Source organism: Lujinxingia vulgaris (assembly GCF_007997005.1).
Classification (GTDB): domain Bacteria; phylum Myxococcota_A; class Bradymonadia; order Bradymonadales; family Bradymonadaceae; genus Lujinxingia.
Genome location: NZ_VOSL01000052.1, coordinates 93,945 through 116,455 on the forward strand (window position 1 = coordinate 93,945; position 22,511 = coordinate 116,455).

Consider the following 22,511-nt stretch of genomic DNA (forward strand, 5'->3'; position numbering starts at 1 on the left):
GGCTCAGTAAACGGTGCAGAGCAGCTCACCGCCGACCTTGGCTGCGCGGGCGTCGGCATCGGAGAGCACGCCACGCGAGGTGGAGAGCACCGCCAGGCCGAGGCCATTGAGCACGCTGGGGATTTCACCGACACCGACGTAGACGCGGCGAGAGGGCTTGCTCACTCGCTTAAGCGAGCGAATCATGCCGACTTCATCCTTGTCATAACGAAGCGTGACGACGAGCTTGCCCTGAGGGCCCTCATCGAGACGCTCCACGCCGCCGACGTAGCCGCGATCGGCCAGGATCTGGATGACCGCGTACTTCAGGTTGCTGGCGGGCATCTCCACCGTGGCGTGACCGGCCTGCTGGCCGTTACGAATACGGGTGAGCATATCCGCTACCGGATCTTGCACCACTCCCATGATCACTCCTTGTTCGGTCCGGTTCCTCTCGCTCACAGGGTTGCAGGCTTAGTGGAAGCCCGCAGACGCGGTGAGGATGAGAGGCCTTTACCGAAGTGTGCGGCGAGGCTGGACCGACCACCTTTGGCCGAACCGCTCGTCGCGTGTTCTGGTTAACTTACCAACTGGCCTTCGTCACACCCGGGAGCTCGCCGCGCAGGGCAAGTTCACGGAAGCAAATCCGGCACATGTCGAACTTACGAAGGTACGCCCGTGAGCGACCGCAGCGGGGGCAGCGGTTGTACTCGCGAACGGCGAACTTCGCCTTCTTCTTCGATTTTTCTACAAGAGCTTTGCGTGCCACACGTATCTCCGCGTGTCGGGCCGAACCAAACGATTGGGAGCGCGCGGCCTCGGCCGGCCAACGCGCTCACAGTGCTTACTTGCGGAAGGGCATGCCCAGCTTGCGCAGCAGAGCCAGGCCCACTTCGTCGTTCTCCGCGCTGGTGACGATCGTGATGTTCATCCCGCGGATCTTGTCGACCTTATCGTAGTCGATCTCCGGGAAGATGATCTGCTCACGCACACCGAGCGAGTAGTTACCGTGGCCGTCGAAGGACTTCGGGCTGATACCCTTGAAGTCACGAACACGGGGAAGCGCAACGTAGATCAGGCGCTCAAGAAATTCCCACATACGCTCGCCACGCAGGGTGACTTTGACGCCGATCGGCATCCCTTCGCGAAGTTTGAAGGTTGCGATCGAGCGGCGGGCGCGGGCGACGACGGGCTTCTGGCCGGTGATGATGGCCATCTCGGCGGCGGCGCCTTCGATGATCTTGGAGTTCTGGACGGCTTCGCCCAGGCCCATGTTCACCGAGACTTTCTTGATGCGCGGAACCCTCATCGGGTTGGAGAAGGTGTGCTCCTCCATCAGCGCGGGGACGATCTCGTTACGGTACTTCTGTTCCAAAAACGCCATTTTGGGTTCTCCATCGCTGGCAGGTTTCTGTACCACCAGCCTAAATCGGTTTTCTCACCCGGGGAAAAAGCGCACAGGCGCTCTCAAACGCCCCCGGAGGTTGGCGCCTCACACAAAAAAGACGATGAAGACGATCTTCATCGCCGTACAGAGGGCGCCCTACTTAACGAACGCGCCCGGATGTGTCAAGCGCAACGAGCGCCCCCGGATCCCGGGGACGCTCGCTGTGAAAGATCTTACTCGAAGACTTCTTCGGTCTTGGTGCTGTAGCGCACCTTCTTGACCTGGGCGCCTTCGTCACCGCCGAAGCTGGCGACAGCGTCGCGCTTGGTGGTGAAGAGCTCACCGTCCTTGCCGCGCCAGCGAGCGCTGGTGCGAATCGCACCGCCCTTCTTCTCGCTGTAGAGCGCGACGTTGGAGGCGTCGATCCAGTTTTCGATGTCAATCCGCGCGCCGGCTTCCCCGGTGATGGGGTTGGGCTTGCGGTGTTTGACCATCATGTTGCGGCGAGCCACCTTCACCTTGCCGTTCTTACGATCGACAGCGATCACTTCGCCGGTCAGCGAGCGATCTTTTCCGGTAAGGATGATCACCTTATCATTTTTCTTTACCTGCATCTCAATCTCCCTCTTCCCGCGCCGGGACGCCGGCTGGCAACCCTTCAGAGGACTTCGGGCGCCAGGCTGACGATGCGCATGTATTCGCGGGCGCGCAGCTCGCGGGCCACCGGCCCAAAGATACGAGTGCCCACCGGCTGATTCTGGTTATCGATGATCACCGCCGCGTTATCGTCGAAGCGGATGTAAGTGCCGTCGGGGCGTGCGATCTCTTTCTTGGTACGCACGACGACAGCGCGCTTGACGTCGCCCTTCTTCACTTTGGAGTTGGGCAGCGCTTCTTTGACCGACACGATGATGGTGTCGCCGATCGAAGCGTAGCGGCGCTTGGAGCCGCCCAGCACTTTGATGCACTGGACTTCACGCGCGCCGGAATTGTCCGCGACGCCGAGTCGGGTTTGCATTTGAATCATGACCTACCTCGTCCGTCGAGGCCGCGCCTGGCTCTCACACAGCGTGTGAGAGCCGGGTTGGCGGCGCTCAAAAGAGTACTCCCTGGGGGATTAAACCGCCGGGGCGCGCTCGATGATTTGCTTAACTCGCCAGCGCTTGTGGCGCGACATGGGACGAGTCTCTTCAATGAGGACCTTGTCGCCGATGCCACAGTCATTGGTCTCATCATGCACTTTGTACTTGAGACGCTCTTTGACGTACTTCTTGTACTTGGGGTGCATGTAGCGACGAATGACGGCGACGACGACCGTCTTATCCATCTGGTTGCTTACGACGTGACCGACGCGCGTTTTGCGCTGGCCGCGTTCGGTTGCCTGCTGTTCCGCTTCCATTTCTTGCTCCTAAACTTGGTACGCGTCGGCGACGCGATCAGCCCTGACGCTCACGAAGGAGAGTCTCAACCCGGGCGATGTCGCGACGCGTCTGGCGCAGCTGGCTGGTCTGCTGGAGCTGACCGGTGTAGTGCTTCAGACGCATACGGAAGAGGTCATCGCGAAGCTGACCGGCCAATTCACGCAGTTCCTGTTCGTTCTTTTCACGCAGTTCTGCGGATTTCATAGCACTTCTCCTCGCACGACGAACTTGGTCTTGATCGGGAGCTTGTGACCGGCCAGGCGGAACGCCTCTTTGGCCATGTCAGCAGGCACACCGTCCATTTCGTAGAGGACTCGGCCCGGCTTAACGAGCGAGACCCACATCTCAGGCGAGCCTTTACCTTTACCCATTCGGGTCTCGGCGGGCTTGCGGGTGATGGAGCGGTCGGGGAAGACGCGGATCCAGATTTTCCCACCACGGCGAATGTGACGGGTCATGGCGATACGCGCCGCCTCGATCTGACGGGCGGTCAGGCGGCCGGGCTCCAGGGCGATCATGCCGTACTCGCCGAACGAGACGGTGCTGCCGCGGTAGGCCTTGCCTTTGGTACGCCCTTTGTGTGGCTTACGCCACCGGACGCGCTTGGGACTAAGCATTGTAGGACTCCTTGATATCCATCTATGGCGTCGGACCGCCCGCATTTGAGAGGGCGATCCTGTGACGCATCAGCGTTCGAGAACTTCGCCTTTATAGATCCACACTTTGATACCGATGATACCGTAGGTGGTCTTGGCTTCGGCGGTGCCGTAATCGATATCGGCGCGCAGGGTGTGAAGCGGGACCTGACCTTCGAGGTACCACTCGCGGCGACCCATCTCCGCGCCGCCCAGGCGACCGGCGGCGTTGACGCGGATGCCCTTGGCACCGAACTTCATCGTCGTCTGCACGGCCTTCTTCATCGCGCGGCGGAAGCTGACACGACGCTCCAGCTGCTGGGCGATGGACTCGGCGACGAGCTTGGAATCGAGCTCGGCCTTACGAACTTCCTGAATGTTGACGAAGACTTCGCCTTCGGTCTTTTTCTGAAGTTCGTTTTTGAGGCCTTCGATACCGGCGCCACGCTTACCGATAAGGATACCGGGTTTGGCGGAGTGGATGGTCACCTTGACCTTGTTGGCCAGGCGCTCAATGTCCACCGAGCTGATGCCGGTCGAGCCGAGGTTTTTGTTGATGTAGTTTTTGATCGCGAGATCTTCGTGGAGCCACTTGGCGTAGTTCTTCTCCTCGTACCACTTGGAGCTCCAGGGGCGGATAATCCCCAACCGAAATCCCGTAGGATGTACTTTTTGACCCAAAATCGACCTCCTGAGACCGTGTGGGACCTGGTGCGACGCGTTAGACGCGAGGCTGCAGGACCACGGTGATTTGACTGGTTCGCTTGTTGATCCGGGTCGCTCGACCCTGAGCGCGCGGCATGAAGCGGCGCAGCGTGGGGCCTTCATTGACGTAGGCCTGAGCGACGTACAGATCGTCGGTGTCCCAGTCGAGCTGTTCGCTGTTCATCACATTGTGAATCGCCGACTCAATGAGGTTGGCGACCAGCGGGGCGGCCTTCTTGGGCGTGAATTGCAAGATCTGCAGCGCCTCTTCGACCGGCCGGTTACGGACCAGGTCGACGACGATGCGCGCCTTGCGTGGCGCGATGCGAATGTTCTGTGCGGACGCCTGGTTCGCACGATGCGTCTTTTGTTTTGGTTTGCTCATGGCAAAAACTCAACTCGATGAGCCGCCGCCCTTGCCCTGAAAAAGGGGCAGCGGTCGACGGGAAACTTTGATCTCGTGACGGGGAAGCGCGTCTTAGAGAGCGGCCGGGGCGGAACGCGTCCGCCCGGGCGGCTCGACTTAGCGACGACCCTTGGCTTTGCGATCGGCGGCGTGCCCGTAGAACGTACGGGTAGGCGCGAACTCACCGAGCTTATGCCCGACCATATTCTCGGTCACGAACACGGGGACAAACTCTTTGCCGTTGTGGACGGCAAAAGTCAAGCCGATGAACTCAGGCACGATCATGGAGCGGCGGCTCCAGGTTTTGATCGCACGGCGGTCGCTGGTTTCACGAGCGCGGGTGACTTTACGCTGAAGGCCGCTATCAACGAAGGGCCCTTTTTTGACTGAACGTGGCACGATCTATCTCCTTGGCGCAGTGTATGCCCGACCGGCCGGCGAGAGGCTCGCCGGCGTGGGGCGAGCGGTTTACTTGCGCGACTTACGACGCTTGACGATGAACTTGTCGGTGCGCTTGTTGCTGCGCGTCTTCTTGCCCTTGGTCTTCTGGCCCCAGGGGGTCACCGGATGGCGACCACCGGAGGTGCGACCTTCACCACCACCGTGGGGGTGGTCGACCGGGTTCATGGCGACACCACGAACCGAGGGGCGGTTGCCCTTCCAGCGGGCGCGACCGGCTTTACCGAGCGAGGTGTTCTCGTGCTCGCGGTTGGAGACCGCGCCCACGGTGGCCCGGCAGGTCATCAGGACCTGGCGGATCTCGCCAGAGGGAAGACGCAGAAGCGCGTACTTGCCTTCTTTGGCCATCAGCTGGGCCCAGGTGCCCGCGGAGCGAGCCATCTGGCCACCCTTACCCGGGCGAAGCTCCACATTGTGGATGACCGTACCGGTGGGGATGTAGCGCAGACGCAGGGAGTTGCCGGGCTTGATGTCGGCATGCGCGCTGGAGACGACCGTGTCACCGACCGCAAGTTTCTGCGGGGCGATGATGTAGGCCTTCTCACCGTCAGCGTAGTGGAGCAGCGCCAGGTAGGCGGTGCGGTTGGGATCGTACTCGATCGCGGCGACCTTTGCGGGCACGCCGGTCTTGGTGCGCTTAAAGTCAACCTGACGGTAGCGGCGCTTGTGGCCGCCGCCGCGGTGGCGGACCGTCATATGACCGGACTGATTACGACCGCCGGAGCGGGTAATCTTCTCGGTGAGCGCCTTCTCAGGCTTGCTCTTGGTGATCACTTCTTTGGAATCCGGAAGACGCAGGAAGCGCCGTCCCGGAGACGTGGGGTTAAACTCTTTCATGGCCATCGTTATACCTGCCTTCTAAAACGCGATTGCGATATCCTGGCAATTGGACTCAAAGCGAGGGGTCGGGGGTCGATTAGACCTCGCCACCGGCTTCGGTCCCCTCGAGCGCGTACAGGTCGATGGTCTGACCGTCGGCTACCGTCACGATCGCCTTCTTGAAGGCGGCGCGGCGTCCGAGGCTTCGTCCCACACGCTTGGGCTTGCTGGGCATCACCAGAGTGTTGACCTTGACAACGTCGACGCCGAAGATCTTCTCGACGGCCTGGCGAATCTGGTACTTGTTCGCTTTGCGGTCGACGCGGAACACGTACTGGTTGTGTTCAGCCAGCTGGGTGGTCTTCTCGGTGAGCGCCGGGCGAATGATGATGTCGTAGAGGTTGGTCATGACTGCAATGCCTCCTGGAGTTGCTCGACGGCGCTGCGCGAGAGAATCACGTAGTCATAACGCAGGATATCCTCAACGTTGAGGCCCTCAACAGCCAGGTACTTGGCTTCTTTGAGGTTGCGCACCGACAGGCGAAGATTTTCGTTGTGGGTGACCGAGTTGTCGCCTTCGTTGCGCGAGGTCACATCGACAACCAGGGCGCGGGGCGCTTCCAGGTTGCTCAACGTCTCGATGGCGAGCTTGGTCTTGATCTGGGGAAGTTCCCAGTTGTCCACGACTTTGAGCTGACCGTTACCCAGCTTCATGCTGAGCGCGGAGCAGAGGGCGGCGCGACGCTTCTTCTTGGGCATCGCGTAGCCGTAGTCACGGGGCTGGGGGCCGAAGACGGTGCCACCGCCGACCCAGTGGGGGGCGCGGATGGTACCCTGGCGGGCGCGACCGGTGCCTTTCTGGCGCCAGGGCTTGCGACCACCGCCGCGGACCTGGCCGCGGGTCTTGGTCTGGTGGGTGCCGGCACGGCGCTTGGCGCGCTGCCAGTTGACCACTTCCCAGAACAAATGCTCACGAACCGGAACACCGAACACGCTCTCAGCGAGCTCGATCTCTCCGGTCGCCTTGTTCTTCAAATCGACGACTTCAATTTTCATAACGTCTCCTGCGCCGCCCTGACTAAGGCTCGGACGGGCGAAAGAGTGGGTCCATGGCCGCCCGCCCTTCCCCGCTCACACTGAGCGAGAGAAACGTGCAGGAGACCGGCTTTAGTACAAGATCGCGTTAAGACAGGCCTGCCGAGGCCCATCCAAAGGCGCGATCAGGTCTTGATTTCGACGTCCACACCCGCGGCGAGATCCAGGCGCATCAGAGCGTCGAGCGTCTGCTGCGTCGGATCGAGGATGTCGAGAAGGCGCTTATGCGTGCGCATCTCGAACTGCTCGCGGGACTTTTTGTCGATGAAGGGGCTACGCAGGACCGTCCAGCGGTTGATGCGCGTGGGAAGGGGGATGGGCCCCGCAACGCGCGCACCGGTACGCTTAGCCGTCTCTACGATGTCGGCAGCCGACGCGTCGAGCAGCTTGTGGTCGTACGCTTTCAGCTTGATTCGAATCTTCTCATTCGCCATGTCACAAACCTCGTCGACTGACCTGAGATCTTCAGGTCAGAAAGTGCGAAACCCAGCGGTTAGCGCAAAATTCAAGGCTCCCTCACCGGCAGCATGTGCCGTGGGTCAAGCGGGCTTGACCTGAGGGAACCAAAAATCCCGTAACACCGCGTCATTGGCGGCGTTTCGGGCCGTCGTAAGCGGTAGTAATCCCCGGCGCCCAGGCTCAGGGAGTGCGGACCATACAGTAGGGGTGTCAACAGATCAAGGTGGAAATCGCCTTTTGTCCGCACCCCTTGCGGCCCATCGAAGGGTCAGTCCGGGTAGATGCCCATCATGCGGTTGATCAAGGCTTCGCTGATCGCTTTGGGCACGATCTCGTAATGCGAGAAGTGCATCGAGTAGCTGGCGCGGCCCTGGCTGCGGCTGCGCAGGTCGGTGGAGTAGCCAAACATCGCCGAGAGCGGCACCTGGGCGCTGATCACCTGCGATCCGGCGCGCGGCTCCATGCCGCCGACCGATCCGCGGCGCGCGTTGATGTCGCCGATCACATCGCCCATGAACTCTTCGGGCGTGACGATCTCGACGCTCATCATCGGTTCAAGGAGCTGCGGGTCGGCGTCGCGGATGGCGGATTTGACGGCCATGAGTGCGCAGATCTTAAAGGCCATCTCGTTGGAGTCGACCTCGTGGAAGGCTCCATCGACCAGCTCTACGTGGATGTCGACGACCGGGTATCCGGCGATGGCGCCGGCCTCGGTGGCTTCGCGCACGCCGCGCTCGATCGCGCCGAAGAACTCTTTGGGGATCGCCCCGCCCTTGATGGACTCTTCAAAGGTGATGCCCTGGCCGCGCTCGTTGGGTGAGAGTTTGATCTCGACCTCGGCGAACATGCCTTTGCCGCCGGACTGCTTCTCGAGCTTTTCGCGGTGCGTGATGGAGGCACCCACCGTCTCGCGGTAGGCGACCTGGGGTTTACCGACGTTGGCGCCGACTTTGAACTCGCGAAGCAGGCGGTCGACGATGATCTCCAGGTGCAGTTCGCCCTGGCCGGCGATGATCGTCTGACCGGTCTCTTCGTCGACCTTGACCTGGAAGCTGGGATCTTCGACGGCGAGTTTCTGGAGGCTGTCGGAGAGCTTGCCCTGGTCGGCGACGGTCTGCGGCTCGATGGCGATCTCGATGACCGGCTCAGGGAAGTCGATCGCCTCGAGGACCACCGGGTGATGCTCGTCACTTAAGGTGTCGCCGGTGGTGGTGTTGCGCATGCCGACTACTGCGGCGATGTCGCCGGCGCGAACCTCGTCGATCTCCTCGCGACGGTTGGCGTGCATCAAGAGGATGCGGCCGATGCGCTCACGCTTACCCTTGGTCGCGTTGTAGGTGTAGCTGCCGCTGGAGAGCACACCGGAGTAGACGCGGAAGTAGGTGAGGTGGCCGACGTAGGGATCGCTCATGATCTTGAAGGCCAGCGCGCTGAAGGGCTCATCATCAGAGGCCGCACGGCGCACCATATCGTCCTCGCCAGGCTCGCCGAGGCCCTCGGTGAGGCGCTTGTAGGCGTCGGGGGTCACGCCATCGATGGCGGGGACATCGACCGGAGCCGGGAGGTAGCGGATCACGGCGTCGAGCAGGGGCTGGACGCCCTTGTTCTTGTAGGCTGAGCCGCAGAAGACCGGGACGATCTCCAGGGCGAGTGTGCCCTTTCGCACCGCGCGGCGGATCTCGTCTTCGGTGAGGGTCTCGCCTTCGAGGTACTTGTCCATGAGCTCGTCGTCGAGCTCGGCGCAGATCTCGAGGAGCTCTTCGCGGGCGAGTTGGGCGTCGTCTTTGAGCTCTTCGGGGATCTCGCGGATGTCGTATTCGGCGCCGAGGGACTCGTCGTGCCAGACGATGGCGCTCATGGTGACGAGATCGATGACGCCGCGGAAGCCGTCTTCGGCGCCGATGGCGATCTGCATGCGCACGGGCCGGGCTTTGAGGCGATCGACCATCATCTGCACGACGCGATCGAGGTCGGCGCCGATGCGGTCGAGTTTGTTCACAAAGGCGATGCGCGGGACCTTGTAGCGGTTGGCCTGGCGCCAGACCGTCTCCGACTGGGGCTCGACGCCACCGACGCCGCAGAAGACGGCGATGGCACCGTCGAGCACGCGCAGCGATCGTTCGACTTCCATGGTGAAGTCGACGTGGCCGGGGGTGTCGATGATGTTGATGCGGTGTTTGACGTCGTTGGTCGACCAGTAACAGGTGGTGGCGGCGCTGGTGATGGTGATGCCGCGCTCGCGTTCCTGCTCCATCCAGTCCATCTCGGCGGCGCCGTCGTGGACCTCACCGATCTTATGCGACTTCCCTGTGTAGAAGAGGATGCGCTCGGTGGTCGTGGTCTTACCGGCGTCGATATGCGCCATGATGCCGATGTTGCGGGTCTTTTCGAGAGATAGACTTCGTGCCACGGTCGCCCTGCCTGTGTGAAGGTCGCAGTTGGGATCGCGTCGTCCCCGGGGTCGGAGAGCGCGGGAGCAGATGGAGCGGAACTGGAAGATGGATCATTCCGTCCCGAAGGGAAGCGAAACGCGAAGACCCGGTCAGGCCTTATCGGCTCGGAAGGGAGCGACAAGGACCTCACCGGGTCTTCGGAGGGCACCGTCCGATGCGCCTGATGGAGCATGTGCGCGTCGGGGGAGCCCGGCGCGGGTGTTACCAGCGGTAGTGCGCGAACGCGCGGTTGGCCTCAGCCATACGGTGCACGTTTTCTTTGTTACGCACGGCGGTGCCGCGGTTGTTCGAAGCGTCGAGGATCTCGTTGGTGAGCTTGTCGACCATCGTCTTTTCGTTGCGGGCACGCGCGGCCTGGATCAGCCAGCGGATGGCCAGGGCGGTGCGGCGCTCGGGGCGCACTTCGACGGGCACCTGGTAGGTGGAGCCACCGACGCGACGCGAGCGAACTTCGACCATCGGGCGCAGGTTGTCGATGCTGCGCTTGAAGACGCGCAGGGGATCTTCGCCGCCGGTCTTCGACTCGATGACGTCGAGGGTGTCGTACATGATGCGTTCGGCGGTGGACTTCTTGCCGTCGCGCATCATGACGTTGACAAACTGGGTGATGAGTTTGTCGTTGAACTTGGGATCCGGGAGGATCGGGCGCTTCTGGACCACTCTTCTTCTTGGCATGACTTAAGCTCTCAATTCGTAGGTGCGAAGGCCCGACACAGGTCGCCAAAGCGAGCCACCGGGCGAAATCTCGCGAGAAATCCGGGGCGTTTTAGCGCGGCTTCTTGGTGCCGTACTTGCTGCGGCCCTGACGGCGGGACTGGACGCCGACGGCGTCGAGGGTGCCGCGAACGATGTGGTAGCGCACACCGGGCAAGTCTTTGACACGACCGCCACGGATGAGCACGACGCTGTGCTCCTGGAGGTTGTGTCCCTCACCGGGGATGTAGCTGGTGACTTCCATACCGTTGGTCAGACGAACACGAGCGACCTTACGAAGCGCGGAGTTCGGCTTCTTCGGAGTCGTGGTGTAGACGCGGGTGCAGACACCACGCTTCTGCGGGCAGCTCTTAAGAGCCGGCGCCGTCGTCTTGGAGACAATCTTTTTGCGACCTTTGCGAACCAGTTGGTTAATCGTGGGCATACATGTACCTGTTTGTCGCACCTACGAGAGGCGCGTTGCACCATATCGGAGACATCACCGTCTGTGGGGCTGCTTACCCCATCGGATGGTGACGGGCAACTTAGAGCGGCGAAATTCGTTTGCGGAAGCCACCGAGGAGCGTGTGGTCGGGCATGACAAAGGCCAGACCGGGGGGCTTCGGACGGCGGATTATAGAAAGGGGAGTTGCGATGTCAAGCGTGGATCGTTGAGATGCGCCGATCAAGGATCGTCATCGGCCGAGTCGTCAGGCAGAAGTTGGCGTGGGGATTGGCGATCGCGGCGATGAGGCGACCGTCGGGCTGAGGGCGTCGAGGGGGGTGTAGGCCGAAGGATCGCGAGCAAAGAGGCGCAGCGGGTGGGCCGGGGAACCCAGCTCCAGCCAGGCGTGGCCTTCGGGGTGAGGCTTAAGGCGCAGCCCGACGACGAGGCGCGAGACGATGCCGCGCCTGGCGAGCATGTGGCGGGCGGCCAGCGCGCGGGGGGCGCAGCGGGCACCGGGGATCAGACGGCTTGCGCGCAGGACGCTGCGCTCAATAGCCCCGGCAACCCGTTGAGGATCGCAGGTGGGAGCGATCGGGGGCGTGTGCTGCGGGAGGAGGCGATCGCTGAAGCGTCGGGCGCGATCCCAGCCGGCACCCTCGATCAGAACATGCGCAGCAGCGATCAGCACAAAGGCCTCGCCATGGCGCGCCCCGAGTTCAATGACGCGTCGAAGCGACATCATGGTGCCTCGGCGTGGGTGGTCAGCGCGTGTTGGATGGCGTCAGTCTGAGCCAGGGAGCTGCCGCCGCGTCGAAACTCCACGCGGGTCAGCGGGGTGGTGCGCAGCAGGCGCATCGCGCGGCGAAAGCGCGCCTCACCGTCCGCGGGCGAGCTTTGCGAGAAGGCGAAGCACTGGGAGAGCAGGAGAGCGGCGGCGCGGCCACCGCGGGCCTGAGTCAGCTCGAAGTCGTGATCGGAGGCGGGCTGGCCGCCCAGGCTGAAGAGGTGCGTCAGGGGCTGGGCGCTGCCGGTGAAGGGGGCGTCGGGGAGCACGAAGATGCGTTTGGCGTCGGGAGAGGGTGTGGGGCGGCTTATGCTGGCCTCGGGGATGGCGTCATCGGGGAGGTTCAGTCGGAGTGAGGGGGCGCCGGCCAAAAGGAGGCGTCGCTCCACGTCGACGAGCACCAGATCGTCTGCCAGCAGTGTGGCGCCGCGGCGCACCAGACCGAGCGCGGTGGTGCTTTTGCCGGCGCCGGAGTCGCCGATGATGGCGATGGTGTCGTTGCCGGAGCATCGAAGCGCGCTGCCGTGGAGTGCGACCAGGGGGCGGTCGGTGGTGAGTAAGGCGATGGGGATGACGATGCGCTCAAGCAGGGTGTCGAGCGCCCAGGCAGAGTGAGGGGGGGCCTGGTAGCCCATATGACCCTCGGCGAGGTCAAAGGAGAAGCGCCATCCGGCGTAGGTGAGCTCGCCGCGCCCTGCCCCACTTTTGAGGACCTGGAGGCGATCGCCGCCGGGGTGATCTTCGAGATCGTGGATGCGATCGCCCCGCAATGGCGCGCTGAGGCGCTGGTCGATCGTCCAGATGCCCCCCTCTTCGGCGGCCTCCGGGGGGAGGGGGGCGAAGTTTAAGGGGCGATCGCAGGCGATGGGTTGATCGTAGATGCGGTAGAGGTTGAAGGGGCTCATGGGGTCGGATGCTGTTCCAGCAGGAGGCCGGCATTCTGGAGGGCGCTCAAGAAGGCGAGGAGGTCGGCGCGGGCTCGTTCGGCGTCGATGGCGTAGGTTTTTTCGAGCAGCTCAATGAGCTCGGCGACCGAGGGGGCGTCCTCGCGGATGCGTTGCCACAGGAGCACCCCCTGGGCGTTGAGGCCGAAGCAACGATCGCCGTGCAGATCGAGGATCACGATCTGGTCGTCGATGGCCTCCACGACGAGATCGTCGCGGGCGGTGAAACGCTGGGAGTCGGAGAAGGTCATAGGCGCGAGGCTCCGCGGAGCTTGGGGTTTTAAGGTTGATGGAGATCGGGGGGGCCGGGGTGAAGGCAGCCACCTTCCATCCAGAAGACGTGTTCGGGGTTGAGGCCGGCAGGCACGCGGTGGCCCAGGTAGATCAACGTGAGCTTTTTCTGGCGCAGCGCACTGAAGATGCGCGCATTGAGCGACTCCTCAAGGTCGGTGGCCATCTGATCGATGATGACGAGGTCGGGGTCGCGCAGGAGCGCGCGGGCCAGCGCCACCCTCTTCTTCTGGCCGCCGGAGAGGCGTGCGCCGCGCTCCCCCATCGGGGCATCAAGCCCCTCGGGGTGGGTCTGCACGAAGTCCGGAAGTCCGGCGAGCTTGAGGATGGCGTGGAGTTGTGGCTCGGCCTGCCGGCGCTCCTCGGGGCTCATGGCGATAAAGAGGTTATCGCGCAGCGAGCCATCGAACAAAAAGATCTCCTGCCCGACATAACCCACCCGACGGCGGAGCTCGGCCAGCGGCCACTCCCGGACGTCGAGGCCCTGGAGGATGACGCGACCCTCGTCGGGATCAAAGAGGTTGAGGAGAAGTCGGCCGGTGGTGCTCTTGCCGGCGCCGGAGGGGCCGAGGATCGCGACCGCCTCGGAGGGGGCGATCTCCAGGGAGAGGTCGTCGATGACGCCGGGGGAACGACATGGCGAGGCGGTGCTCGAGGCGGGGTAGGCGAAGGCGAGCGACTCGACGCGCACACGAAGCGGTCCCGCCGGCGGGCGATGTTGCGAGGGCGTGTGGGGCTGGCGAGGTTGCATGGCCAGGAGGGTATCGATGCGTTCGGCGGCAGCGCGCGCGCCGTGCCAGCCGTAGAGAATCCCGGGCACCCCGCGAAGAGGCCCCAGGCAGCGGCCCACATAGAAGTAGAAGACCACCAGGGTGCCCACGCTGAGGCTACCTTCAATGACGTATTGGCCACCAATGACCAGTGTGGCGAGGAGGACCAGCGAGAGGGCCAGGTCAACCGCGGGTCCCAGGCGCGCGCGGTGGCTGGCCAGCGCGAGCTCGGCATCTTTCAGGGCGCGGCCGGCGTCCTGGACGCGGCGCGCAAAGATCTCGCGGGCTCCCAGGGCCTGAATGTCGGCGATGCCTGCCAGCCCTTCGTGAAGCGAGCTGTGAAGCGCGGCCATCGTCTCCAGACGCGCCCGGCTCATGGGGCGAACGCGGCGGCGGAAGATGTGCAACATAAGCCAGCCGACCGGAAGCGGGATGGCGGCCATCAGCGCCAGACGGGGGTCGAGCCAGATGAGGATCGCGGCGGTGCCGCCCACGCCTACCAGAAGTGAGGTGATCGCCGGGAGCACCGAGGTGGCGAGCTGCTTGATATGAAAGGTGTCGCTGTAGATGCGGCTGACGAGCTCGCCGGTGCGCTGCGTGGCGAGCGTGGCCAGAGAGAGGGTCTGGACGTGCTGGAAGACCTCATCGCGGGCGCCCTCCCAGAAGTCTTCGCCGGCAAGGGTGGCGTACCACTGGCCGCCAAAGCGGGTGATTGCCCCCAGGGTGTAGAGGATGAGACCGGCGGCGCCCAGGGTCCAGAGCAGGTCGGCGTCGGCGCGGGAGATGCCCTCATCGATCGCCAGCTTGATCAGGTAGGGGGTGGCCAGGCCGACAAGTTGCGAGAGGATCAGCGAGGCGGTCGCCAGGATGAGCCAGCGGGGCCGAACATGTCGGAGCAGTGCTGAGGGCAATGCACCCTCCGGTGCGGGGCGACGAGGCTGGATGCGCCCGGGTGGTGCTCAGAGGTTATTCAAAGGCCAGCTGAGCAAAGTCCACGCCTTCTCCGGTGACCCCGCGGATCAACGCGCGAAGTTGTCCGAAATCTTCGAGGCGCGGCGGCTCGTAGGCCGTGGCCGAGAGCGCGTCGGATGCTTCGTTGGTACGGCTGGCGTCAGGGCTCTTCGTCTGAAGACGGTCGTGCTCAACAGCTTTCATACAGCGTTCCTCCGGGCATGCGGCGTAAGGAGTGCCCATGATGGATTAAGGGATTAATCACCCCTGAGGCAGCGACCAGTCTGGCGCGCACAGCATCGGGCCGAGGGTGAGTGACCATCGTGGATAGTCACGGAAGTGGGGGGCGATGTCAAACCCGGGCGTCGTGTCGTGACCAGTGCAGCCACATGGCGATGGAGGTGAGGTAGCGCGCGGTGGTCGCCGGGGCGGTCGGCCGCCAGGGGGCGCCGTCGCGGAGCCACTGGAGGGTCTGGCGTTGGGCCTCGCCATGAAGAAGGGGGCCAGGGAGGTTGGCGCTGAGGAGCACGTCGCCCCAGGGCCCTTCGGGGCCGAAGAGTCGCAGGAGTCCCTCGGCGGTCAGCTCATTGAAGATGCTGTGGTGTCCCTGTTGCGGGAGATCAGCGGGGATGCGCTCCTGCAGTGCGCGGCGTAGCGGACCTTTGGCCTGACCCTGCCAGCGGCGTTGGCGGTGGGAGAGGGTGAGGCCCAGCTCCCAGAGATCGTCGTCGAGGAAGGGAAAGCTAAAGCGCAGGCCGCTGTGGCGGCGGAAGCGCTCGAGCGCGCGCATCGAGAGATCCCACTTCCAACCCTCGAAAAGGAGGGGGCGACGGTCAACGAGCCCGCCTCGCCAGCGCCTGATCGCAGGCGAGAGGCGCGCCTTTGCGGCGAGCAGGCGGAGGCGGTCGCGCGACGACGACGCCTGCGTCATGAGCGTCGTAAGTTGCGAGAGGTTGGCCACCCGGGCGCGCTCTTCAAGATGCAAGACCGGCAGGCTCAGCAGGAGTTGATCGGCGCCGATGCCGAAGATGGCGGAGTGGGCGTCGGTGCGCAGCGCACTTAGAAAATGGCGTGTGTAAGGGGCGTCCCAGAGAAGTTGGGGGCCGAGGTCGGGCCAGCCCGGGTCAGCCTGCTCGGGGGTCCAGAGCGTGGGGGAGCCAATATCGACAAAGCGGTGCTCGGTGTGAAAGTGGGCAACGAGCGCGTCGATGCGCGCGCGCTCGTCGAAGGCCGGGTGACGCGACGAGACCATCGAGGCGGTGCGCACACCGCGCTCGCGTTCGGACCGCAACGCGACCAGGGTCGTGGAGTCGATGCCGCCACTCATCGCAAAGACCGGATCGGGCTCGGCCAGATGTCGCTGGAGCACACCAACCAGACGCTGGAGGAGGTGCTCGGCCTGGTCGGGCTCTTCAGTGCGGGTATGGCGCAGGCTGGCGGACGCCTTGGCCCGTTCATCCCAGGGGCGGAAGACGCTCTGCCAGCGCCCTGCCCTCCAGCGGCGTTCTTCGCCCGGAAAGACACGTTCGACCCCCGGCCAGAAGTCGGCGCGCGCCCTGCTGTCGCGCCCCTGAAGGAAATCCTGCCAGAGTGGGGGAGGTGTGTCGGAGGCGCGCCACGCGGTGATCAACGCGGGTCGGGTGCTTACAGAAGTCGAGGCGGTCGACGCCCTGCCCTCCTCACGATGCACCAGCGGAACGCGACCGAAATGGTCTCGCCGCACACTCAGCTCACCCCGGCGCGCGTCCCAACGCAGGGCGACGCAGACCCTATCGACGAGCTTGAGGCCGGAAAGTCCGCGCTGCGGGCTGAGCTCACTGGCAAGGCGCGCGATGCGACGGCGTCGCTCAGATGTGGGGCGTGTCGGGTCAAGCGCGGGCTCCCGCGCCGTGGGCGGTCCCACAAGACAAAACCAGCTCCCGTCGGGCTCCGACATCGCCGCGAGCTGATAGAAGTCTCCCTTGCTCTTTTGAAGCTCGCCACTACCCTCCCCCACGCACACCGCCACGTCGCCGCACGCTGTTGCGATCGGGCCGGTGTTCGTGGGAAGTAGCGCGTCGGTGCGCATATGCGATCGCCCTGGCATCGGAGTTCTCCGGGTCTTGCGCGGATCGTTAAGTTTGCGCCGTGATGCGATTCGCTCTAACCTTCGAGAAGCAATCGGGGCCAATCGTATCTTTTTGTACCCGCCGCATTTAACGCGATGATTTTAGAGCGCCCGTGCCAGAGAGTTCGCATGGATGGCAATCGAGAGCGTTCAGACAACGGACGACCGCAATGACCAAATTAGGGAGTATGTGCCACTCTGCCGGCCCCGGGGCCAGGCTTTGGAGAGGCCTCGTCGTGGCAACACTGGCCGTGAGCTTGAGCGCCTGTAGCGGCGATGAGGATGCGACGCTGGCGCCGTCAACCGATAGCGAGCAAGGCGCCCAACGCGCCGAGCTTAAGCCGGAGGCAAGCGCCACGTCGAGCCTGTTTAAGGCGAGCGCGTCTGAGGCGGAGTTTGCCGCCGCGTGGCCGCATGGATTTGACCGTCACGCAGACTACCTGGAAGCGACGGTGTTGAGGCTGGGTAATGTGCGTATCTCGGCCGAGGGTCCGGTCACGATTGAGGCGACGCCGGCCCTGCTGGCCAGCGGCAAGCCGCTCACCTCTGAGTGGGACTACACCTTTGAGCTGGCCGAGGTTGGGCGTCGCGCAGGTGCGCAGAAGCCTGGCGAGGTTCAGGGCCGAGTGGTGGAGCCGGGGCGTGCGCACCTGGACTACGCCGAGGGCGTAAGGGTGACGCTGGAGCATCAGCCCGGCGGCTTGAAGCTCTATACGGTGCTCTCCGAGCGGCCGACCGGCGAGGGTCCGCTGCGGGTTGGCTTTGAGCAGCGCGGCTCGATGAACGCGGCGATGAACGCCACCGGTGATCTGGAAGTGACCCACAAGGATGCGGTGGTCTTCCAGTGGAGCGGTGTGGTGGCGTATGACGCCAGGGGGCACGAGGTCCCGGTTAAACTTCAGGCCGACGCGTCGCGCTTCTGGTTTGAGGTCGATGACGCGAAAGCGAGCTACCCGCTGACGATCGATCCTCTGGCGAGCAACCCGAGCTGGGAGCACGCCTCGACCCAGCCCAACTCGGCGTTTGGTGCGAGCCTGAGTCAGCCCCACGATGTCAATGGCGACGGGGTTGTGGATGTGGCCGTCGGTCAGCCGAACTACTCGATCACCGACCAGCTTCAGGGTCGGGTGCTGGTGTTTCTGGGCAACAGCAACGGCTTTGGAAACACCGCCGGCTTCAGCGTGGTCGGTGACGCGCAGTTCGAGCAGCTGGGCGTGGGCATGACGCTCAACGGCGACAGCAACGGTGACGGATGCCACGAGCTTCTGCTCGGCTCGCCGGGCCATGATCAGGGCTTTGGGCGTGTGTTGATGTACGCCCCCTACGTATGCGCGACCCAGCAGCTGAACCCCTCGCCGCTTGTGTGGTCGAAGGTTGCCGATGTGCGCGCGGGGCTCGGAGCTTCGCTGGATGTGGGCGACTTTAACTGCGACGGCGATGAAGATCTGCTCGTCGGTGCGCCCTCCTCGACGGCCGACGACGGCAACGGCGGGACGGCCCTGGGCGCGGGCGCGGTGGAGGTCTACCTGGCCAACCCCGCTGGCGAGGGTTTCCTGGCAAACGCCGAGTATCGCTATCAGGTTCCGGAGTTCGGGCTGCAGCTGGGCTCGGGCGTTGTGACGATTCCGAACGCGAAAGGCACGACCTTCTCCACGCCGGAGCGCTGCGATGGCTTTGCAGCGAGCAGCCCCTTTGCCGACGGCAACCGGGGACGGGTCTATATCTTCGATGTGTCGGCCCAGGGCGACATCACCACCAGCCCGGTGCGTCTGGACGGCACCCAGGGCAACGCCCTCTTCGGGGTGGCCATGGAGGTGATGCCCAGCCCGGAGAACACGCAGATCGGCGGTCAGCGCGTTGATGCGTTGGTGATCGGCGCGGGTGGCCGCGGCACCCCGGGGCCGGCCGGCTCGGTGTTTGTCTATGAGTGGGATGCCGGCGCTGCGGCGTACAGCCAGGTCTGGACGGCGACGGGCCCGCACGCCGGGTCGCGCTTTGGCTACCGGGTGGCGGGCAACGGCGACTACAACAACGATGGCCATCTCGATCTGGCGGTGGGTGCCTACCAGCTTCGCAACGAGCAGGGTGTGGCCGAAGGCGGGGCGATCGTCTACCTGGGGTCTCCCGACGGGCTGCGTAACACCCCGGATTGGACGCTCCTCTCGGGCCAGGCGGGCTCGGAGTTTGGAATCGCGGTGCGAGGCATCGACGACCTGACCGGCGATGGCAACGACGAGCTGCTGGTGGGCGCGCGCGCCTACGATGGGCTGATCGCCAATGGTGGTCAGATCTTTATGTATCCGGGGCGCGACAACTGCTTTATCGGCGGGGAGTTCTATTCGGAGGGCGATGCCAACCCGGATAACGGGTGTGAGCTCTGCGATCCGGCGCAGTCGACCAGCGGGTGGTCGAACGCTGCCGACGGGCTTGCCTGTGGTGATGAGGGTGACTCCTGCACGGTGGCGACCTGCCAGGCCGGTCAGTGCACCGGCACCCAGATCGATTGCAACGATGGCAACCCCTGCACCCAGGATAGCTGCGATCCGATCGAGGGTTGTGTCTATGAGACTGCGCCGCAGGATGGCGAGGTCTGTGAAGACGACGGGCTGAGCTGCACCGGTGATGTCTGCCAGGACGGCGCGTGCACCCACCCGGTGAGCAGCGGATGCTTGATCTCCGAGACCTGCTACCCGGCCGGCACGACCAACCCCTCGGCGGAGTGCTTTGTGTGCGATCCGCAGCAGTCGACGACCAGCTGGAGCCCGAAAGAAGCGGGCGCGGCGTGTGATAACGGGCTCTTCTGCACGATCAACGACACCTGCAACGCCGTGGGTCAGTGTGAGGCCGGTGAGGCACGCGTCTGCGACACGGTTCAGTGCTTCGGCGGGGTGGTGTGCTCCAACGCGGCGCGGGCCTGCGTGCCCACGCAGCCCCAGACCGGGACGGCCTGCGACGACAGCAGCCTCTGCACCACCGGCGACACCTGCCAGGCCGGCAGCTGTGAGGCCGGCGAGGTCGTGGATTGCAGCGCCGAAGGCGGCGCCTGCGCCGTGGGTGTGTGCAACCCGGAGACGGGCGCCTGTGAGAGTGAGCCGCTGGCCGACGGCAGCAGCTGTGAGACCGGCGACGTCTGCACCAGCGGCGTCTGCGAGAACGGTGCCTGTCAGGCGGGCGCACCCGTCACCTGCGACGATAGCAACCCCTGCACGGTCGGGAGCTGCGACTCGGTCGAGGGCTGTGTCTACGAGAACGTCCCCGACGGGCTGAGCTGCCAGGCGCCCTTCTGCCAGAGTGAAACTGAGCTCGTGGCGGCGGGCGAGTGTGTGAGCGGCGCGTGCGCGGCCGGTGCGGTCATCGACTGCGCGCCCTTCCGCTGTGATACCGGCGCCTGCCTGACCACCTGTGAGAGCGATGAAGCTTGCGCCGACGACGCCTACTGCAACGAAGTCGGGGAGTGCTCCACGGAGAACCGCGCGCCGGAAGCCGACGCCGGAAGCAACCAGTCGGTGGGCAGTGAGGCTGTGGTCACCCTTGACGGCACCGCCAGCAGCGACCCGGACGAGGATGAGCTCAGCTTTGCCTGGACTCAGCTCGACGGTCCGACGGTGGAACTCGATGACGCCAGCTCAGCCGCCCCGATGTTTGTGGCCCCCGCGCTGGAGGCCGGCGAGGAGATCGTGCTGACCTTCGAGCTGGTGGTCAGCGATGGCGAGCTCGACAGCGAGCCGGACACCACCGAGGTGCGCGTAACCAACGATGAGAACCGCCCGCCAGTGGCGCTCATCGAAGCGCCGGGCGTGGCGAACGCCGGGGAGACGATCCTTCTCGATGGTGCGGGCTCAAGCGATCCGGACGGCGACGCGATTCAGTCCTACCAGTGGAGTCTGGTCGACGGGCAGCCCTTCCCGACGATCTCGCAGACCGATCGGGATAGCGCGGTCAACGTGACCTTCCCGGAGCTGCTCAGTGAGACGACGACCTACCGCTTCGGGCTGATCGTCAGCGACGGGATGGCCAACAGCCCCCGGGAGGTGCATGAGGTTGTGGTGGAGCCGGTGGACATTCCGGTGGAGCCCGGTCCCGACGCCGGCGAGGATGCCGGTGACGATGTCGGCGAGGATGCCGGTGATGACGCGGGCCTCGACGCCGACGACGCCGGTCTCGACGACGCCGGAGAGCCCCAGGCGCTTCGCGGTAGCCTGGCCGGCTCGGGCTGCGCGTGCAGCTCCAGCTCTCCGCAGGGCGACCCGGGCTTCTTCCTCTTTGCAGCAGCGCTCGGGCTGATGTGGTGGCGTCGACGTGAGGCCGGGCTGTGATCGACGCTCGGGCTCACAAGCAGGTCGCAGCGGCGCTCGTATGCGGGGGGGCGCTGCTGGCCACCGGGTGTGGCCAGGAGCCACGAGGTGTGGAAGGGCTCGGTGACCCGGAAGAAGCCCAGGTCACCGTCTACAACCGCACCCACGATGTGGTTCCGCTCAATGTTCAGGCGATGCGCAGTGATCTGGCTGTGGACTGCGAGCTCATCTCGGGGCGTGTCTCCGAGTTTGTGCGCAGCGAACATCTGCTGAGCAGCGTCTCTATTGAGCGGCTCTACTCCGGGCAGGAGACCCGACTCTACGGTTCGGGCGCCTCGCAGGGCTCGGCCGGATGTCAGCTCAGTGTGGTGCGAACCTCCGATGGGCGTGTTGACGATGTGGTGGTGTCCTGGCCCCAGGGGCTTGCCAATAAGTCGTTCTATCGAGATGTGGACGCGCCGGCCGATGTTCCCACCGGCGAGAATACGGTGGTGCTCAGGGCGGACTACTCGGAGACGCCGCTCTCGGAGCGGCGCCCCTGGCGAAGCCGCCCGTGCAGCGGGGAGTTGAGCAGCTGCGGTGAGGCGGAGCAGAACGAGGCGCTCTCAGCGCCTCCCGGGGCGGAGTATGCCTGGGAGGTGGTTGGCGAGGCGGTGGAGTTAAGCCCATGGGAGGCTACTTCGATCGAGGCGACGCCGCTGAGCGCGGCGGTCGATCAGGGGAGTTGTTCCACGGGGATCGCCGGCTCGGCGCTGCGTTGGAGTTACCCCCCGAGTGGTGGCGAATGGCAGGTGCTCGCCGTGACCCCCTCCGAAGAAGCGGGCTGCTACGAAGTGGCGCTCCAGAGCACGTCTGAGGAGAGGGACTGGCGGATCTGCGGCAGCGAGCGCCTGGCAAGCCGGCTGACCCCTAACAGCGATTTGAACCCGCTCTTCGTGCAGTTTTTTGTCGACATTGCCGCGCCCAACGGCGATGGCGAGGTCACCTACGCGAATATCTCCATCGACCTTGAGCGCCAGAATCAGGCCGGCGAGGTCCTTGAGGTGGAGACGATCGATGTGGTGCGTGGCTACAGCCTGCCCTCGCATCTGGCGATCGACTACAGCACGCGGCTGAGTGAGGGCTGCGAGGTGAGTCGGGAGAGCGCGTCCTGCCTGCAGATCGCCGCGCCTCTGACCCTGGCGCTCTCGACCTCCACCGGGACGCTGGATGTGGTGCCTGGCGAGACGGTCGCGCTGGGCAGTGAGTCGAGCCGTCGGCTGGAGCTTGTGCGGGGGATGCATCGCGTGGTGGTGGACCAGAGCTGCAGCGAAGACCTCACCTCGTTGCCGGGCGTCGATCGGGTCGGCCCCTACCTTGAGGTCGTGTATTACTCGGGCGTAAGCACCCTGGGCAGCTGACCCGAAAACC

General features: G+C 64.5%; 26 protein-coding genes. 2 read left to right on the forward strand and 24 right to left on the reverse strand.

Translation table 11 applies throughout. The features are described from left to right. Positions 1-3: 3 nt before the first annotated feature. The 24 genes from rpsH to FRC96_RS12055 all read right to left on the reverse strand — a co-directional run bounded on the left by rpsH (position 4) and on the right by FRC96_RS12055 (position 16,785). Positions 4-405, reverse strand: coding sequence for a 30S ribosomal protein S8 (gene rpsH / locus FRC96_RS11940; protein WP_230467698.1), 402 nt, complete (start codon positions 403-405; stop codon positions 4-6). A 157-nt stretch (positions 406-562) separates the two neighbouring features. Then, positions 563-748, reverse strand: a complete 186-nt coding sequence (locus FRC96_RS11945) for a type Z 30S ribosomal protein S14 (protein WP_111728205.1) — start codon at positions 746-748, stop codon at positions 563-565. A gap of 75 nt (positions 749-823) precedes the next feature. Further along, a complete protein-coding gene (gene rplE / locus FRC96_RS11950; protein WP_146974720.1) occupies positions 824-1,363 on the reverse strand; it encodes a 50S ribosomal protein L5 in 540 nt (179 codons plus the stop codon). A gap of 236 nt (positions 1,364-1,599) precedes the next feature. Next, positions 1,600-1,980: a 50S ribosomal protein L24 gene (rplX, locus tag FRC96_RS11955; RefSeq protein WP_146974721.1), complete on the reverse strand. Its 381-nt coding sequence runs from the start codon at positions 1,978-1,980 to the stop codon at positions 1,600-1,602. 44 nt (positions 1,981-2,024) lie between these two features. Then, the gene (gene rplN, locus FRC96_RS11960) at positions 2,025-2,393 is read right to left on the reverse strand and encodes a 50S ribosomal protein L14 (RefSeq protein WP_115604713.1); all 369 of its coding nucleotides are present in this window, start codon (positions 2,391-2,393) and stop codon (positions 2,025-2,027) included. Between the two features lie 90 nt (positions 2,394-2,483). Next, on the reverse strand, positions 2,484-2,765 hold the full coding sequence (rpsQ, locus tag FRC96_RS11965; RefSeq protein ID WP_146974722.1) for a 30S ribosomal protein S17: 282 nt from the start codon (positions 2,763-2,765) through the stop codon (positions 2,484-2,486). Between the two features lie 37 nt (positions 2,766-2,802). Beyond that, the gene (rpmC, locus tag FRC96_RS11970; protein ID WP_115604717.1) at positions 2,803-2,991 is read right to left on the reverse strand and encodes a 50S ribosomal protein L29; all 189 of its coding nucleotides are present in this window, start codon (positions 2,989-2,991) and stop codon (positions 2,803-2,805) included. Continuing rightward, entirely contained in the window at positions 2,988-3,404 is a 417-nt protein-coding gene (gene rplP, locus FRC96_RS11975; RefSeq protein ID WP_146974723.1) for a 50S ribosomal protein L16, read from the reverse strand. Before rplP ends, rpmC begins: the two co-directional genes overlap by 4 nt. A 69-nt stretch (positions 3,405-3,473) precedes the next feature. Beyond that, positions 3,474-4,103, reverse strand: a complete 630-nt coding sequence (rpsC, locus tag FRC96_RS11980) for a 30S ribosomal protein S3 (RefSeq protein WP_146974724.1) — start codon at positions 4,101-4,103, stop codon at positions 3,474-3,476. Positions 4,104-4,143: 40 nt separating this feature from the next. Continuing rightward, positions 4,144-4,512: a 50S ribosomal protein L22 gene (rplV, locus tag FRC96_RS11985; protein WP_146974725.1), complete on the reverse strand. Its 369-nt coding sequence runs from the start codon at positions 4,510-4,512 to the stop codon at positions 4,144-4,146. A gap of 138 nt (positions 4,513-4,650) precedes the next feature. Then, positions 4,651-4,932 (reverse strand): 30S ribosomal protein S19, encoded by a 282-nt coding sequence (rpsS, locus tag FRC96_RS11990; protein ID WP_115604725.1) that lies wholly within the window; start codon positions 4,930-4,932, stop codon positions 4,651-4,653. A gap of 69 nt (positions 4,933-5,001) precedes the next feature. Beyond that, a complete protein-coding gene (rplB, locus tag FRC96_RS11995) occupies positions 5,002-5,835 on the reverse strand; it encodes a 50S ribosomal protein L2 (RefSeq protein WP_146974726.1) in 834 nt (277 codons plus the stop codon). A 73-nt stretch (positions 5,836-5,908) separates the two neighbouring features. Then, entirely contained in the window at positions 5,909-6,220 is a 312-nt protein-coding gene (gene rplW, locus FRC96_RS12000) for a 50S ribosomal protein L23 (protein WP_127781020.1), read from the reverse strand. After that, positions 6,217-6,867, reverse strand: coding sequence for a 50S ribosomal protein L4 (gene rplD / locus FRC96_RS12005; RefSeq protein WP_146974727.1), 651 nt, complete (start codon positions 6,865-6,867; stop codon positions 6,217-6,219). The genes rplW and rplD overlap by 4 nt, the downstream gene beginning before the upstream one ends. A gap of 164 nt (positions 6,868-7,031) precedes the next feature. Beyond that, positions 7,032-7,340 (reverse strand): 30S ribosomal protein S10, encoded by a 309-nt coding sequence (rpsJ, locus tag FRC96_RS12010; RefSeq protein ID WP_115604733.1) that lies wholly within the window; start codon positions 7,338-7,340, stop codon positions 7,032-7,034. A 293-nt stretch (positions 7,341-7,633) separates the two neighbouring features. Then, on the reverse strand, positions 7,634-9,775 hold the full coding sequence (fusA, locus tag FRC96_RS12015) for an elongation factor G (RefSeq protein ID WP_146974728.1): 2,142 nt from the start codon (positions 9,773-9,775) through the stop codon (positions 7,634-7,636). A 244-nt stretch (positions 9,776-10,019) separates the two neighbouring features. Beyond that, positions 10,020-10,493, reverse strand: coding sequence for a 30S ribosomal protein S7 (rpsG, locus tag FRC96_RS12020; RefSeq protein WP_115604735.1), 474 nt, complete (start codon positions 10,491-10,493; stop codon positions 10,020-10,022). 91 nt (positions 10,494-10,584) lie between these two features. Then, positions 10,585-10,956 (reverse strand): 30S ribosomal protein S12, encoded by a 372-nt coding sequence (rpsL, locus tag FRC96_RS12025; RefSeq protein ID WP_115604737.1) that lies wholly within the window; start codon positions 10,954-10,956, stop codon positions 10,585-10,587. A gap of 265 nt (positions 10,957-11,221) precedes the next feature. Continuing rightward, the gene (locus FRC96_RS12030) at positions 11,222-11,701 is read right to left on the reverse strand and encodes a lasso peptide biosynthesis B2 protein (protein WP_146974729.1); all 480 of its coding nucleotides are present in this window, start codon (positions 11,699-11,701) and stop codon (positions 11,222-11,224) included. Continuing rightward, positions 11,698-12,648 (reverse strand): hypothetical protein, encoded by a 951-nt coding sequence (locus FRC96_RS12035; protein ID WP_146974730.1) that lies wholly within the window; start codon positions 12,646-12,648, stop codon positions 11,698-11,700. Before FRC96_RS12035 ends, FRC96_RS12030 begins: the two co-directional genes overlap by 4 nt. Further along, complete coding sequence (locus FRC96_RS12040) at positions 12,645-12,938, reverse strand: PqqD family protein (RefSeq protein ID WP_146974731.1); 294 nt, start codon at positions 12,936-12,938, stop codon at positions 12,645-12,647. The genes FRC96_RS12035 and FRC96_RS12040 overlap by 4 nt, the downstream gene beginning before the upstream one ends. Positions 12,939-12,967: 29 nt before the next feature. Further along, complete coding sequence (locus FRC96_RS12045; protein ID WP_146974732.1) at positions 12,968-14,659, reverse strand: ABC transporter ATP-binding protein; 1,692 nt, start codon at positions 14,657-14,659, stop codon at positions 12,968-12,970. 55 nt (positions 14,660-14,714) lie between these two features. Next, positions 14,715-14,903: a hypothetical protein gene (locus FRC96_RS12050; protein ID WP_146974733.1), complete on the reverse strand. Its 189-nt coding sequence runs from the start codon at positions 14,901-14,903 to the stop codon at positions 14,715-14,717. Between the two features lie 148 nt (positions 14,904-15,051). Beyond that, the gene (locus tag FRC96_RS12055) at positions 15,052-16,785 is read right to left on the reverse strand and encodes an asparagine synthetase B family protein (RefSeq protein WP_146974734.1); all 1,734 of its coding nucleotides are present in this window, start codon (positions 16,783-16,785) and stop codon (positions 15,052-15,054) included. Positions 16,786-17,042: 257 nt separating this feature from the next. Here FRC96_RS12055 and FRC96_RS12060 point away from each other — a divergent pair, with 257 nt between their 5' ends. Next, positions 17,043-21,122, forward strand: a complete 4,080-nt coding sequence (locus FRC96_RS12060; RefSeq protein ID WP_146974735.1) for a PKD domain-containing protein — start codon at positions 17,043-17,045, stop codon at positions 21,120-21,122. An 89-nt stretch (positions 21,123-21,211) separates the two neighbouring features. After that, complete coding sequence (locus FRC96_RS12065; RefSeq protein ID WP_146974736.1) at positions 21,212-22,501, forward strand: hypothetical protein; 1,290 nt, start codon at positions 21,212-21,214, stop codon at positions 22,499-22,501. Positions 22,502-22,511: the final 10 nt, after the last annotated feature.

Coding starts and splice junctions, on each gene's coding strand:
- rpsH (WP_230467698.1), bottom strand. CDS start 405: ATGGGAGTGGTGCAAGATCCGGTAGCGGATATGCTCACCCGTATTCGT.
- rplE (WP_146974720.1), bottom strand. CDS start 1,363: ATGGCGTTTTTGGAACAGAAGTACCGTAACGAGATCGTCCCCGCGCTG.
- rplX (WP_146974721.1), bottom strand. CDS start 1,980: ATGCAGGTAAAGAAAAATGATAAGGTGATCATCCTTACCGGAAAAGAT.
- rplN (WP_115604713.1), bottom strand. CDS start 2,393: ATGATTCAAATGCAAACCCGACTCGGCGTCGCGGACAATTCCGGCGCG.
- rpsQ (WP_146974722.1), bottom strand. CDS start 2,765: ATGGAAGCGGAACAGCAGGCAACCGAACGCGGCCAGCGCAAAACGCGC.
- rpmC (WP_115604717.1), bottom strand. CDS start 2,991: ATGAAATCCGCAGAACTGCGTGAAAAGAACGAACAGGAACTGCGTGAA.
- rplP (WP_146974723.1), bottom strand. CDS start 3,404: ATGCTTAGTCCCAAGCGCGTCCGGTGGCGTAAGCCACACAAAGGGCGT.
- rplV (WP_146974725.1), bottom strand. CDS start 4,512: ATGAGCAAACCAAAACAAAAGACGCATCGTGCGAACCAGGCGTCCGCA.
- rplB (WP_146974726.1), bottom strand. CDS start 5,835: ATGGCCATGAAAGAGTTTAACCCCACGTCTCCGGGACGGCGCTTCCTG.
- rplW (WP_127781020.1), bottom strand. CDS start 6,220: ATGACCAACCTCTACGACATCATCATTCGCCCGGCGCTCACCGAGAAG.
- rplD (WP_146974727.1), bottom strand. CDS start 6,867: ATGAAAATTGAAGTCGTCGATTTGAAGAACAAGGCGACCGGAGAGATC.
- rpsJ (WP_115604733.1), bottom strand. CDS start 7,340: ATGGCGAATGAGAAGATTCGAATCAAGCTGAAAGCGTACGACCACAAG.
- rpsG (WP_115604735.1), bottom strand. CDS start 10,493: ATGCCAAGAAGAAGAGTGGTCCAGAAGCGCCCGATCCTCCCGGATCCC.
- rpsL (WP_115604737.1), bottom strand. CDS start 10,956: ATGCCCACGATTAACCAACTGGTTCGCAAAGGTCGCAAAAAGATTGTC.
- FRC96_RS12030 (WP_146974729.1), bottom strand. CDS start 11,701: ATGATGTCGCTTCGACGCGTCATTGAACTCGGGGCGCGCCATGGCGAG.
- FRC96_RS12035 (WP_146974730.1), bottom strand. CDS start 12,648: ATGAGCCCCTTCAACCTCTACCGCATCTACGATCAACCCATCGCCTGC.
- FRC96_RS12040 (WP_146974731.1), bottom strand. CDS start 12,938: ATGACCTTCTCCGACTCCCAGCGTTTCACCGCCCGCGACGATCTCGTC.
- FRC96_RS12050 (WP_146974733.1), bottom strand. CDS start 14,903: ATGAAAGCTGTTGAGCACGACCGTCTTCAGACGAAGAGCCCTGACGCC.
- FRC96_RS12055 (WP_146974734.1), bottom strand. CDS start 16,785: ATGCCAGGGCGATCGCATATGCGCACCGACGCGCTACTTCCCACGAAC.